This window comes from Galbibacter sp. PAP.153, assembly GCF_037029175.1.
GTDB classification, from domain to species: Bacteria; Bacteroidota; Bacteroidia; order Flavobacteriales; family Flavobacteriaceae; genus Galbibacter; species Galbibacter pacificus.
Genome location: NZ_JAZEUN010000004.1, coordinates 55,580 through 70,212, shown reverse-complemented (window position 1 = coordinate 70,212; position 14,633 = coordinate 55,580). Strand labels below are relative to the sequence as shown.

Sequence of the window (14,633 nt, the reverse complement as noted above, 5' to 3'; positions counted from 1 at the left end):
CATAACTTATAGCTGTATTTTCCACTCTATAATCTTACAAACTTCCATCAATAACTAAAATCCATTTCTTTAAAAACAATATCGTTTGGTCCTTTTGATTTAAGAGATAAGCTGGGTTCTCCTTTATTGTGTGCATAAATTAAATTAAGGGGATGATATCCCTTCTCCAACATTATCTTGGCTTCTAAAGGCGCTTCCCTATCTTCCATATCGATTACTTTTGCATTGTGGATTCTTAAAATACTATTTGAATCTGCTTGCAGGCTAAAGGTATATTCACCAGAAGTTGGGGCATGTAGATATCCTTTGTAGCTAACGACCATGGAGTCTCCTTTAACAATGTTGGTTATATTTAATGCCTTTTGCACTCCATTTGCCAGTTGCTGGTTCTTTATTACCCTAACATCCGGAATCCATGAGGTTGTTTTTTTGTAGGAAGTATATTGTATGCCTTTTTTTATGTTTTTTAATTTAACCGAGGGAACAATTATTCCGTCATAAGGCCGTTTTGCCTCATGATCCGGTCGGCGGCTTTGTAGCACTTTGCTCTTCATCCGGGTTTGAAGTGCTTCAAAATAAGGGCTTGAAGAAGCTAAATCTTTGGTTTCTTCAGCATCTTCTTGAATATTGTATATCTGAAAATCATCATCTTGAGATTGTATGTTTTGCCGGATGCCTTTATAGCCTTCCAAATAAACAACCTGCATTTCTCCTCTTTTTGCTCCCTGGTGCCGTTTTTCAAATTCGGAATATTCCGGGGTCTTCCCGTTTTGGCTATATTCAATATAAACCATTCCATCGTTAGTTTCCTTTTCGCCATTCAATATTGGCCATAACGATACTCCATCTGTCCTGGCAGGGGGTGCAATGCCTGCTATTTCAGCAAATGTTGGCATCCAATCGTAAAAAGCACTCGGCTGATTGTTTTTAATGCCATCCGGGATATGGCCGGGCCAGCTTACAAACGTGGGCACACGGATACCTCCTTCCCATGTATCTCGCTTAATGCCATCAAGATTAGCAAAGCTATCAAAAAAGGTAGGATCGTATTTTCCATAGCCATACGATTCGTTATGAGGCCCGTTATCGGACGTAAACACTATCAATGTTTCCCTGTCTATCGAAAGGTCTTTTAAAAGTTGCCTGATATCGCCAATGGCATTGTCTATGCGCCTCACCATGCTAGCGAATCTTTTTTGGGGGTCTGGCCAATCTTTCTTGGCATAATCGGGATGGTAATAGTCGTCTATGGTAGTATCTGCCGTATTGATAAATCTTCCCGGAGTCCCTTTCCATTGAATTCCGCCATTAACCCCGCCACCTTCAGGGTATGGAGATGGTGCAATTTGAAGCCCGGCATGGGGCGTATCGAACGCCAGTTCCAAGAAAAAAGGTCTGCTTTTACTTTTTGCCTGATTATAAATCCAATGTTTGGCCGCGGCCGTGAACAAGTCCGTTGTATAACATCCTTCCAATTTTCCCGAAATTTCATCATTATTTTCGTACAATTCTACTTTAGGCCGGTCATGTGCTTTGTGCGCAGGATAATGATTGTGCCCATCTACATGCCTTACATAACCGAAAAAATAATCAAACCCTCTTTTGGTCGGGAATGCTTTCCATGTATCTGGGCTGTTCCCTGTTAACCCCTGTAGCCCCCATTTCCCAACCAAAGCTGTTGCATAGCCTGCTTCCTTGAGCATGGACGCCATATTTGGAACGTCAGAAAGGGCTTTGTCAAATTGGTTGTTTCTAATGTTTGAATGTCCTTGGTGGACCCCATACAACAAGGAAGCCCTCGAAGGTGCACATACGGGAGCCGGCACATAATGCCTTGCAAGGGTTATACCGCTATTTGCCATTTCATCAATAAACGGGGTTTTAAAATGAGGCTTTCCTTCTTTCTTTCTTTGATTTTGGAAAAGCACCCCAATATCGCCATACCCCAAATCGTCGGTCAAAATGAAGATAATATTTGGTTTGGGGTCTGGCTTGCTAAAATTCTCTGAAACTTGCTTTTTTTCCTTGCAACCAATAAAGAGGCATGTCAGTACTGTAAAAAATAGATATTTCATCAGGTCTTAAGTTTTAATCTAAAGTGTATTTTGAATGCCCGTAATCATCCGTAATAGCATGCCTTTTCAAAATGGGCGGACATTAAATATTTTATTTTGAATGATTACGGGCAATTGCTAAAATATTAATAATTTGGGTTTTGCTCCAATGAAGGAACAAGGATCCGTTCTTCTTGAGGGATGGGAAAAAGGTAATCCCTGTTTGGGTTGAATGCACGCGTTGTACCCCCATATGTTAATTCTTCGATAGCTGAAGCTTCCGTAGGCTTCCCTATCGGGATATAATTCATCCCGGGAATAACTCCTTTCATAAGGTTTTCGGCAGTTTTCCACCTGCGCAGATCGAAAAACCGAAGCCCTTCCAAAGCCAATTCTACCATTCGTTCATGACGGACTACCTTACGTAATTCTGTTTGCGACAACCCTTGTGCTATTGCGGGCATATTAACATCGTTTCGGCCCCTTATTTCATTTATTGCATCGTAAACACTTTGGTCTATGGAGCCCATTTCTATTTTGGCCTCCGCATACATTAACAATACGTCGGCATAACGTATCAATATAAAGTTAACGCCTCCATTGCTTCTGTCGTTCAATTCTTCTTCGTTAATATATTTTTTTATGCTATATCCTGTTTTTGTACGGTAAAAATCCACTTCAATTTCATCGCCCGTGCCAGAATCCGGGCGCGGGTCATATACCTGTCCATTAAAAAGTACATCGCCGGGTACATCATCAGAAAAAGTAGGAATAAACATGGTATATCCCATTCGAGGATCCCGGTTTGCATACGGGTTTAAAGGATTGTAAGAATTGTCTTCACCTATTGGCAAACCATTTACGGTCTCGTATGCATTTGCAAGGGTTTGAGTGGGACAAATGCCTACGCTCCCATTTAAACTAACCGGTGCATGGCTGGCAAAAAAATTATGGGCGGCCACATCTTTTGCCCTTTGCCTATCCAGAATTATTTCGTTGCTATTTTCTGCTTCATAACTAAATAAATCTTTAAAATTAGGATAAAGCTCATACTCTCCCAAATCCATAACTTCTTTTGCGGCTACCGAAGCTTCGTTCCAGCGTCCTGCATACAACATTGCCCTTGCCTTCATGGATAAGGCGGCCCCTTTTGTAATTCGGCCAATGTCGTTTCCACTGTATGCTTTTGGCAGTTCATTTTTTATTTCATCAAATTCTGTAGCTACAAAATCCCATATTTGTTGTTGGGGGTCTCTTGTTATTTCTTTTGATTCTTCAATGTTAAGGGTTCTGGTAATCAAGGGCACATCGCCAAAAAGCATGGTTAGACGAACATAGAAAAATGCCCTGACAAAGCGTACTTCTGCTTTGTATCTATTGATAATATCTTGACTTACCGAAGGGTCTTCCTCGCGAACCTTATCAATGTTTTCTAAAAAATAATTGGCGGCCCTTATAGCTTGATATCCACCATCCCAATTAGATTTAAATCTGCTCAAGCTAGCATCGTGTTCCCCACGTTCAATGGTAACCGTTTGCTGGGCTGGGCTATTGGTAGTTGCTATATCCGTCATCCTGTCCCATTCAACTTCGTTATAATCTGGTAGAAAAGCATACATGGCATTTACGGCATTAAGGGCATCTTTTTGGGTCTTCCAGAAATTGGCATTGCTCAATTCGTTTGAAGGCTCTGTATTTAAAAGATCTTTTTCGCAGGAAACCAGTACAAGTACGGATACCAACGGAATAAGTAATTTTATATTGAATATTTTCATGATTCTAATTTTTAAAATCCTACGTTTAATCCTAGTGTATATGTTTTAGTAGCTGGGTAAAAAACACCCCTTCCGGTGGCTGCTTCGGCATCAAGTCCCCATTCGTTCAGGTCGGAAATCGTCCAAAGGTTGGTTCCCCCTACAAAAAGGCGCAACCTGCTCACGCCAAACTTTTTAATTACATCCGTAGGAAGGCTATACCCAAACTGAAGGTTTTTTACCCTTAAATATGCCCCATTTACCATCCACCAATCTGAAGGGCGACTGTTTTTATTGTTTTGTTTTTGAGGCCTCGGGAATCTTGCATCAAGATTGTCCGGTGTCCAGTAGTCCTCTGCAATGTCGATTGTAAAACCTTCCCAGGAACCTGCTTCCACCAAAGCCCCATAAAGCATTATATCTTTATTTCCAACTCCTTGTAATTGAAGGTTGAAATCAAAATTTTTCCAGCCCAGGTTTATAACCGAACTATATGTTAAACGAGGGATGGAAGATCCAATAACCTTTCTGTCATCGGCAGTTATCATTCCATCGGGGACGCCATCCGGCCCGCTTATGTCCAAATATTTAATATCTCCCGCCGTTGCATCCGATGCATATGTGGGGTAATCGTTATCGATATCTTCCTGAGTTAAAAGGCCATCTGTAACATACCCAAACAGGGCATCTATAGATTCTCCTTCCTTGCGGATAAACATATCCTGCTCGTTAGCATAATAAGGTCCTGTTCCTGCCAAGTCTGTAATTTTATTTTTTACATCTGAAATGTTCCCGGTTATACTGTACCGAAAATCTCCAACGGCATTCTGGTAGTTTACCTGAAGCTCCCAACCTTTGTTTTCAACAGAACCTGCATTGGTTGCCGATGGATTTAAACCAACAATCCCGGGAATGGGCAGTTCCAGTAAAATACCTTCGGTTTCCTTTTTAAACCAGTCCAGGGCAATATTGATTTTATTTTGAAAGAAACTCATGTCGAAACCAATATCGGTTTGGGTGGTGGTCTCCCAAGTAAGGTCTTGGCTTGCAAAATCTGTTTGACGGACGCCCGTAACGGGAACACCGTTAAAGACATAATAATTTGCCAAGTTAAGGTTATCGTAATACGTATAAAGACCTACGTTTTGATTCCCGGTTTCTCCCCACGAAGCCCTGATTTTAAATTCGTTTATTACGCTTTTAACCGAATTCCAGAATGGCTCCTTTGAAATTCGCCAAGCCCCGGCCACTGAAGGGAAAAAAGTATACCTGTTGTTTTCGGGGAACCTGGAAGATCCATCGTAGCGCATATTGAATTCTAAAATATATTTTTCATCAAAAGAATAATTCAACCTTCCGAACAGCGAGCGCAACCCCCAATCTGTATACAAACTATTAATTTCACGGTTTAGCGGGTCGCTAAGACTTAGATCGCGAAGGTCGTCGTTATAAAAGTTCCGCCCATTGCTTTCGAGTTCCTTATAATCATAACTTATTTCTGAATATCCCGCCAATGCGCTCATATCGTGTTTTCCAAGGACGAGATTGTATGTAAGCGTATTGTTCCATGTTTTTTGAAGAGATTGGCTCCTGTATTCCGTTAGTTGATTTACCTCGTTGTTTTTAAGCACAACATCCGGATTGAAATAATCCCTAATTTCATACGTAGGTATGTTTGTAACCGATGAATAATCGCTAAGATCAACGGCATATTGAGAACTGAACGACAAACCGGGCACAATATCCCAAGTAGCCTTTAAATTAACAAGGCCATTATAGGTAGTGGCATCTGTGGCGCCAACAATATTGGTATCTGTCCAAGCCAATGGGTTGTGTCTTTGTTTGCTCAATCCATATGTTCCATCGGGGAATCGCGGAACCGTAAATTGAGAACTGTGCAACATTCTATGGTAAACATTATCTTGATCCCTAAATGTATGGCGGTCTTTCTTGGCCAAGCTTACATCTGCGCTGACCAAAAGTTTTTCGGAAAGATTGATATCGTTGTTTACACGGACCCTATATCGTTTGAGATTTTGATTTGGATAAATCCCGTCTTGATCGAAGTAATTCAACATGACATTGGTACGCAGTATTTCGGTTCCTCCAGCAATAGACAAGGCATGCCTTTGCATAGGTGCATCGTCTTGTATTACGGCATCAAAAAATTCGTTCGGGAGCGGGTACCTCAAGCGGTCGCTTCCATCTACGTATTTTTGTATTTCTTCTTCAGAATACAAAGGGTCGCTTCCACGGTTTTGATATGCCGTGTTTTGTAGCCTCAAATAAGCCTCTGTTTCCATATGCTCTGGCTCCACCGTAAGGTTTTGCATATCCAGCGTTTGGTTATAGTTTACGGCAAATTTTCCTTTTTTACCCCGCTTGGTGGTTATCAAGATAACGCCATTGGCCCCCCTAGAACCATAAATGGCTGTAGATGCAGCATCTTTTAGCACTGATATGGATTCCACATTATTCGGGTCTACGTCATTTATGTTCATTTCAATACCGTCGATGATTACCAAGGGATTGTTGTTGCCCAAGGTTGTAACCCCACGGATGTACATATTTACGTCTGAGCTGCCCGGCGAACCGCCTCTATCTATAACCGTCAATCCCGGCGCCAGACCCTGTAGGCCAGCACTAAGATTTTTTGTAGGGCGCTCTACCAGTTCGTCACTGGAAATCGATGATACCGCACTTGTCATGGACACCTTTTTTTGCTTGCCATACCCAACCACCACGATTTCGTCCAGGCTTTGCGCATCTTCTTCCAGAGTTACGTCCAAGGTGCTTTTACCATCCAAAGACACTTCCAACGTTCTAAAGCCCAAATATCTAAAAACGAGAACGGTATTTTCAAGGTCGTTTATCTCTAGGCTGTAAACCCCGTTAAAATCGGTTTGGGTGCCTATCCCTTCGTTATTTTTTACCGAAACGGTTGCACCCGGTAACGGATAACCTTCATTATCATAAACGGTTCCGCTCACGCTTTGCTGTAAGGTTTTAAGTGTTTTTACCGACTTTTTTTCTAAAAGAATGGTTCCTTCCTTGGTAAAGGAATAGGTGAAACCTTCACCGGCAAGGCTCTTCTCCAGTAAGTCTCCTGCTTTGATAATTCCTTTTTCAAGCTGAACTTTTGGGAAATCTTCAAATAAATCGGACCGGTAAATAAAGGTATAGTCCGTTTGCCGTTTAATCAATCCAAAAATTTCTTCGATAGAAAGCTCAGAATCAGAATTAATTACGATTTTTGCATTTTGCGAATAGCCCTCTTTGGGGTTGAATGCGAATGTGATAAAGCAACAAAAGAAAATAAATGTTTTCATAATGCCCAATACAATGCGTCCCCCATATTTTATGAGGAATTCATTAATTTTAGAATACATAAAAATCAGATTTAGTTAGTTAATATTTAATTAATTAAATTAGTCGAGGATGGTAGTTTAAATTTTTGCAGGTCTAAATGCCATCCTCTTTTTTATTTCATAACAACGGTTTTATTGGTTATTTCAAAATTTATCTCGTTAGTTTTTTCAATTATTGAAAGTATTTGTTTTAAATCCTGTTTCTTATTAAATACGCCGTTAAACTTTATTTCGCCGGCCTTTGTGTTCTCGATAATTACATCCACATCGTACCAACGCGACAGTACCTTCATGATTTCTTTCAAGGGTTTATCGGTAAAGCTGAACCAGCCTTCTTTCCATGAAATATAATCGTGGACGTTCACGGTATTTACAGAAACTTCAGTATTGTTTTTGTTGAATATGGATTGATTTCCAGGAACTAATTTTTGTCTGGAAACAGGCGACTCAATTGTTACCTTACCTTCCACCAAAGTAGTAGCTATTACCGGATCTTCCTTATATGCCTTTACGTTAAATTGGGTGCCCACAACTTCTATGGATTGCTTATGCGACAAAACTTCAAAAGAAGTACCGTGGTTTTTTTCACTGGAAGATACATCAAAATAGGCTTCTCCGTAGTGTAATTCTACTTTTCGGGATTGATTTTTGTTAAATGAAACCGGATAGCGGATTTCTGATTCTGAATTGAGCCAGACCAAGGTGCCGTCTGAAAGTTTTATTTTAAAAATTCCGCCCCTGGGAACTTTCAAGGTGTTGTAATTGACCTCCCCGCTTTTATTATCGGCATGTTTATATGCAATTTCCTTTCCGTTGCTTATAATTTGGTCGTCTTCGTATTTTACGCCTTTGCTGAGAACTACTTTTGTTCCGTCGTCTTTGCTTAAAATTGCCTTACTCGAGCCATAAGGAATCTCTAGGGTTGTGCTTACCACCGCCGGCTGCTTCTCTTTTTTAAGACCTGGCTTATACAATAAATAGGACATAAAAGCAACACCGACTGTAATTGCTGCAATGGCAACTTTTTTATAGGGCTGATTTTTTTTCTTCTTTAAATTATATTTGCCCTTTAAGTTTGAATAGGCCTTATCTGTATTTACACTAAAAGGTTCTTTGTAGTAATTCTCTTTTACCTTTGCAAAATATTCCCGGTGTTTTTCAGATTCTTCATACCAACTGTCGAAGCTGTTTTTTTCTTCATCGGTTAGTTCTCCGTTAAGTTTTTTTATCAAGAGCTTAAACTCCATTTATAACAATTTATAATGTCTCCGTATTTATACGACACTAAAAAAGTTATTATGGGTGACAAAAAATGTGAAAAATTATTGCAAACAACGTACAAGCATGCAAAATTCTGTCTTTTGCACGCTTAAGCTGGGTTTTTACCGTATTTATGGAAACATCCAGTTCGTCTGCAATTTCCTTGTACTTATAATCATTTATGTATTTCATTATTACAATCTGCTTCATTTTGTCGGGGAGAACCGCAATAATTTCGTGAACTTTTTCGTACAGACGTACTTTTTCCTCATCGTTGTATGTTTCGAAGATATCGCTATTGAGTGTGGTAATTAAATTAAGATCTATTAAATGGTCAGTATCTGTAATTTTAATAGTTTTTAAATGGTTAATACAACGATTGCGTACGGTGATAAATAAATAAGATTTTAAAGATTTTTTTATGGAGATTAAATGCGACTCTTCCCAAAGGTAGATAAAAACCTCCTGCACAATGTCTTCACTTACACTAATGTTGTAGGTATACCTAAAGGCATAATTCACCAAATCTTCATATAAAGAATTGAACAAAACCTTGAAGGCTCTTGTGTCTTTTTTTTGAATGCTTATTAATAGTAAATTATGGTCCAACAGTACAATATATTCATTAAAAAAATAGCGGTCAATAAATTTCTTATATCCATAAAAAGTTCAACCCGTGCATATGGGCCCCTCATCATTTTTTAAACTATGGAAATATAGTTTTTATATCAGCATTAAAAAATGAGGCTTTAATACAACACCATCCCATATGCAGCCGCAAAATAAATTTATCATGCATCTGCCGAATGGCTTTGTTCTCAAACTTACAATAAAAAACAAAGAAAATATGAACCTTATTTTAAATTTCTGTGAACAATTACCCGCCTTTCCATATTGACCAACTCCATGGGCATCCTGCCCAACATAAACCCAGATCACAATATTCAACCGTCTACCCCCGGCAGTTCCATCAATTTTTTAAAAAATAAACTGTAATGCTTATAGGTAATTGTATCGTTAAATATCAATGTGGTCTCGTTGTTGTTCCAAATGGCATTATTGGTGAAATTTTGTGTTCCCGTAACCACTTTGGTCATTGGTTTTCCTTGAACCATTTCCTTGATGAGCATTGTTTTCATATGAATGTTTATCCTGGGCTTGTCCTTATTTACAAGGTTATATATTTTTATTCGTCCGCCTTGTTGCTTTATTTCTTCTAATTTACCCATTAATTTGAGCCCTTTTCCATTTTTTGTAATTACCGTTACTTTTGTCCCTTGCCCGCATAACCGTATGAGCTCATCGGCTATTTCTGTTCGGGAGTCAGACCAGTCGGACATTCCTATTTGGACTGAAGCTTTATCTGGATTTTTTATTTGTTTTAACAAGGTTACCATTCCGTCGGGCTCCATAACTTTACCATTGTGCCTTTTGGGATAAAATTGCGCCCGGATATGCGAGGGCTCATCATAAAATTCCATAAACTCATAATTATTCATCGTGCTGTCTTTATGAGATTTCATCATAAACCAATACTCTACATACGCATCATATAGGTTCCGGTTGGAGATAATATTTGCATCTTGTATTTTATGCGTTCCTTTTTCAATAAAATTATGAGATGTTTGAAACACTATATTTTTTTGTCTTTCACCTAAAAAAGTAGTTCCGGAGAACAGTACAAACTTGTTATGATTAATTGCCGATGCCCCATTATTGTTTTTTATGGTTACCACTTCACTGTGCTCTTTCATGGCAGAAAGTGTGGTTACAGTATTTCCATTATTGCTTCTTTTACTGGAATCGACCAATATGTTTAACTGTACTTTTCGTTTCCCGGCCCTAATTAGGGCATTTATCAATCCTTGATGCTCAAACAGGTATATCCCCATGTAAATGGTATCTTTTTCATAAGTCCTATCGACCAGGTTTATCAAAGAATCCATGATCATGGTCGATGGTTTTTGTCCTCCTATAAGTTTAAGATCGCTAAACAAAGTAACATGCGACGATACAACATGATCTATTGATTTTGAACGCTCTGTTTTTTTATCAATACAAGATATACATACGGCATACAGTATAATAATTAAAAGCGTGCAGTGCTTTTTATAAGCTTTGGTTATGGGGCTATGAAATTTCATGGTACAAGATGGTATTTATTGGTTATACAGTTAAAGCAATATAAAGTATGGCGGCTATGGCAGCACCTATTATGGGGCCTAGCACGGGAATCCATGAATATCCCCAAATATTTGTCTTTCCCTTTATGGGCAATAACGCATATAATATCCTGGGGCCAAGATCCCTGGCCGGGTTTATTGCATAGCCCGTTGTACCGCCAAGCGCAAGACCAATTGCCCATACCAAAAAAGATACGGGTATGGCACCCAAAGAACCCATACCAATGGGGGTTTGCAAATCGTTGTTCATAACTGGTTCTGTAAAATGAAAAATGACAAAGATCAAAGTAAAGGTCCCGATAATTTCACTTAACATGTTTTTAAAATTATTCCTTATTGCCGGGGATGTACAAAAGGTGGCCATTTTAAGTCCTGCATCATCTGTTCTCCGATAATGGTCGTTATACATTGCCCACACTAAAAAGCTACCAAGCATTGCCCCTCCCAATTGGGCCATAACAAACACGGGTACCAAATTCCATGAAAACTTGCCAATAATGGCCAGCCCAATGGATACAGCCGGATTTAAATGGGCCCCACTATATGGCGCCGCAATAACAACCCCTGTAAATACACCAAGGGCCCATGCTGTTGTTATTACTATCCAGCCCCCATTGTTTCCTTTTGTATCTTTAAGCAAAACATTGGCTACAACTCCATTTCCGATTAGGATTAAAAACATGGTTCCTAAAAATTCTGCTGTAAATTGTGACATCATCTATTTTTTTAAATTTAATTATCAGACCAGGTGTTGGCAGTTTCTACTGCCTTTTTCCAATTATCGAGCTCCTTTTGGGTAGAAATTTTAGTATCTGGCTCGTATACGGTTTCGGTTTTCCATTTATTACGGATTTCTTCAGTATTTTTCCATATTCCGGCTCCAAGTCCAGCCAAATAAGCAACTCCCAAGGCAGTTACTTCTGAAGTTTCAGGCTTTTCAATCCTTGCATTTAATATGTTGGATTGAAATTGCATTAAAAAGTTATTTTCAGTAGCCCCGCCATCTACACGTAAATCTTTAATTTCAACATTGGCATCGGCTTCCATGGCTTTGAGCACATCGTATGTTTGAAATGCAATACTCTCCAAGGATGCCCGTGCAATATGGCTGGAAGTTGTTCCTCTGGTAATTCCCACTATGGTTCCCCGGGTATGTTGATTCCAATGAGGGGCACCCAAGCCCGTAAAAGCCGGAACAAAATATACCCCATCGGTATTTTCGACTTTTGTTGCCAATTCTTCAATATCTGAAGCCGAATTAACAATCCCGAGACCATCCCTTAACCATTGCACGACTGCGCCGGCAATGAAGATACTCCCTTCCAGGGCATAATTAATTTGACCTCCAAGTTTCCAAGCTATTGTTGTTATCAGCTTGTTTTTAGAAATAATGGGTTTATTGCCAATATTCATCAGCATAAAACAACCCGTTCCATAAGTGTTTTTTACCATTCCCGGCTCTGTACACATCTGGCCAAATAAAGCTGCGTGTTGGTCTCCGGCTATCCCTGTAATTGGTATTTTCTTAGCAAATATTGCCCCCGAGGTCTTGGCCAGTTCTCCACTGGAATCGCATACATCTGGCAGCATTGTTGCCGGGATATCAAACAATTCCAATAGTTCTTGGTCCCATTCCAATGTATTTATATTAAAAAGCAGTGTTCTGGAAGCATTGGTAACATCGGTTATATGCTTGTCCCTGTTGGTCAAGTTCCATACCAACCAAGAATCTACTGTGCCCAAGGCCAATTTCCCTTGAGAAGCCTTTGTCCTTGCATCGGGAACATTATCGAGTATCCATTTTACCTTCGTGGCCACAAAATAGGCATCGATAACCAAACCTGTTTTTTCCCTAATCATGGGTTCAAGGCCTTTATCTATCAATTCATCGCAATAGGCCGAAGTTCTACGGTCTTGCCAAACAATAGCATTATAGATAGGCTCTCCAGTTTCTTTGTCCCATACAATGGTTGTTTCTCTTTGGTTGGTAATGCCAATAGCGGCAATGTCATCCGATTTTAATTTTCCCATGGATACAGCTTCTGCGGCGACCCCTATTTGAGAGGAGAGGATTTCGTTAGGATCGTGCTCTACCCAGCCCGGCTTAGGAAAAATCTGTGTAAATTCTTTCTGTGCTATATTGACCACTTTACCGTTTTCATCAAAAACTAATGCACGGGAACTGGTGGTACCTTGATCGAATGCTAATATATATTTAGCCATAATTTATAAGTTTTGTTTTTTTGGTTTAATAATTTGAAACTGGTTGATCGATTTTTTCAGCCGAATTATTTATGGATGGATTCAGCATATAATTTTTGGATAATTTCAAGAACTGGAGTGTTTGTGCTTTTTCCCACTCTTTATCCTTTACAAGCTCTTTGGCCATTATCGAGGCTACCATGGGCGCCATTTCTACAGCAGCTTTGGCATCTAAAAAAAGAATGCGCAACCTTCTGGCCAGAACATCGTCGATGGTACGGGCCATTTCGTACCTTACGGCCCAAACTACATTTGCCATGGTATATGGAAAATCTGGATGCAATTTCTTTTTTAATTCGGGCATTTTGTTTTCCAATTCAAGTATCCGTCCAGCATCGCTTCCATATAACTGCATAGTATCTGTATTTTTTTCTTTTTGAAACCCGTGAATTTTCAAATTTTTGGTCACACAAAGCCTGTACTCCATAGTGGCCGTTTTAATGGCCATATCTACAGTATCTTCTGCCATCCTTCTATAGGTGGTCCATTTTCCTCCGGTAATGGTAATCAAGCCCGATTTTGATTTTTTCAACTTATGATCCCTTGAAATCTCTTTGGTCCCTTTTTCTTTATCCTCCGGCAGAACCAAGGGGCGCAATCCGGCAAAAACACTCAAAACATCTTCTCTTGTTGGCGCCTTATCTAAATATTCTTTGAGTGTGTCCAAGATAAACTCTACTTCCTGCGTTAATGCCTTTGGCTCCAATTGATGACGGTCCAAAGGGGTATCGGTCGTGCCTACCAACAAATGGTCGTGCCAAGGAACAGCAAAAAGAACCCTGCCATCTGAGGTAGCGGGAATCATAAGGGCACTATCTCCTTTAAGAAAGCTGCGTTCTACCACCAAATGAATTCCCTGGCTAACTTTTACAAGAGCATTTGCATGGGGGTCGTCCAGCTTTAAAATGTCATCAACAAATACGCCCGTTGCATTTATTACTGTTCTTGCATTCACCTTAAAGAGTTCTCCGCTTTCACAATCCGTAGCCTCTACACCTGTGATTTTCCCCTCATGGTCTTTCAACAATTTGGAAACTTTTACGTAGTTTAACAAAACGCCACCATTCTCTATACTTGTTTGCGCTAGGTTAATTGCCAGCCTGGCATCGTCAAATTGCCCATCATAATAAGCAACTCCGCCATTCAGTTTATTATACTTAAGGTTTCCCATTTCTTTTGTCACGGTGTCCTTATTTAACAAACGGGTTGAACCAACCCTAAGTTTGCCGGCCATCCAATCGTAAATTTTAAGTCCGAAACCATAGAAAAACTTTTCCCACCAGCGGTAACTTGGAATAATAAAAGGAAGGGGATTTACCAAGTGAGGGGCGTTCTTCATCATAAGCCCTCTTTCATAAAGGGCTTCCAATACTAATTTTATGTTCCCTTGGGCCAAATAACGTACCCCTCCGTGAACTAATTTTGTGCTTCTGCTTGAAGTTCCTTTTGCAAAATCAGATTGTTCCAAAAGCAGGGTTTTATACCCCCTTGAAGCAGCGTCTAATGCAACGCCCAACCCCGTAGCGCCTCCACCAATAACAAGAACATCCCAAACACAATTTTTATCCCTTATTTTTTCTAGTAAATTATTTCGGTTGTATATATTTTCTTTTGTTTCGTTTTTCATTACATATCATAATTTAGAAACAAATGTAGCATTAAAAAGAATAAAAAAAAATAAAAAGATAGCAAATATTGAAATAAAAGCATTGTTATTAGTTATTTTTTATTACATTCGTAATCTGACTGTAT

Annotated in this window: 9 protein-coding genes; all 9 read right to left on the bottom strand. The window is 39.5% G+C overall.

Features of this window, described 5'->3' with window-relative positions:
* Positions 1-47: 47 nt before the first annotated feature.
* Positions 48-2,075 (bottom strand): sulfatase-like hydrolase/transferase, encoded by a 2,028-nt coding sequence (locus UXI14_RS03065; RefSeq protein ID WP_335964774.1) that lies wholly within the window; start codon positions 2,073-2,075, stop codon positions 48-50.
* Between the two features lie 125 nt (positions 2,076-2,200).
* Positions 2,201-3,829 carry a RagB/SusD family nutrient uptake outer membrane protein gene (locus UXI14_RS03060; RefSeq protein WP_335964772.1) on the bottom strand — a complete coding sequence of 543 codons (1,629 nt, stop codon included), beginning with the start codon at positions 3,827-3,829 and terminating at the stop codon, positions 2,201-2,203.
* Between the two features lie 11 nt (positions 3,830-3,840).
* Positions 3,841-7,197 (bottom strand): TonB-dependent receptor, encoded by a 3,357-nt coding sequence (locus tag UXI14_RS03055; protein WP_335964771.1) that lies wholly within the window; start codon positions 7,195-7,197, stop codon positions 3,841-3,843.
* A 92-nt stretch (positions 7,198-7,289) separates the two neighbouring features.
* On the bottom strand, positions 7,290-8,423 hold the full coding sequence (locus tag UXI14_RS03050) for a FecR family protein (protein WP_335964769.1): 1,134 nt from the start codon (positions 8,421-8,423) through the stop codon (positions 7,290-7,292).
* Between the two features lie 49 nt (positions 8,424-8,472).
* Positions 8,473-9,045, bottom strand: a complete 573-nt coding sequence (locus tag UXI14_RS03045) for an RNA polymerase sigma-70 factor (RefSeq protein ID WP_277898361.1) — start codon at positions 9,043-9,045, stop codon at positions 8,473-8,475.
* A 335-nt stretch (positions 9,046-9,380) separates the two neighbouring features.
* Positions 9,381-10,580, bottom strand: coding sequence for a phospholipase D-like domain-containing protein (locus tag UXI14_RS03040; protein ID WP_335964768.1), 1,200 nt, complete (start codon positions 10,578-10,580; stop codon positions 9,381-9,383).
* Between the two features lie 22 nt (positions 10,581-10,602).
* Positions 10,603-11,334 carry an MIP/aquaporin family protein gene (locus tag UXI14_RS03035; RefSeq protein ID WP_335964767.1) on the bottom strand — a complete coding sequence of 244 codons (732 nt, stop codon included), beginning with the start codon at positions 11,332-11,334 and terminating at the stop codon, positions 10,603-10,605.
* 17 nt (positions 11,335-11,351) lie between these two features.
* A complete protein-coding gene (glpK, locus tag UXI14_RS03030) occupies positions 11,352-12,842 on the bottom strand; it encodes a glycerol kinase GlpK (RefSeq protein ID WP_277898358.1) in 1,491 nt (496 codons plus the stop codon).
* Positions 12,843-12,867: 25 nt separating this feature from the next.
* Positions 12,868-14,508 (bottom strand): glycerol-3-phosphate dehydrogenase/oxidase, encoded by a 1,641-nt coding sequence (locus UXI14_RS03025; protein WP_335964766.1) that lies wholly within the window; start codon positions 14,506-14,508, stop codon positions 12,868-12,870.
* Between the last annotated feature and the right edge of the window lie 125 nt (positions 14,509-14,633).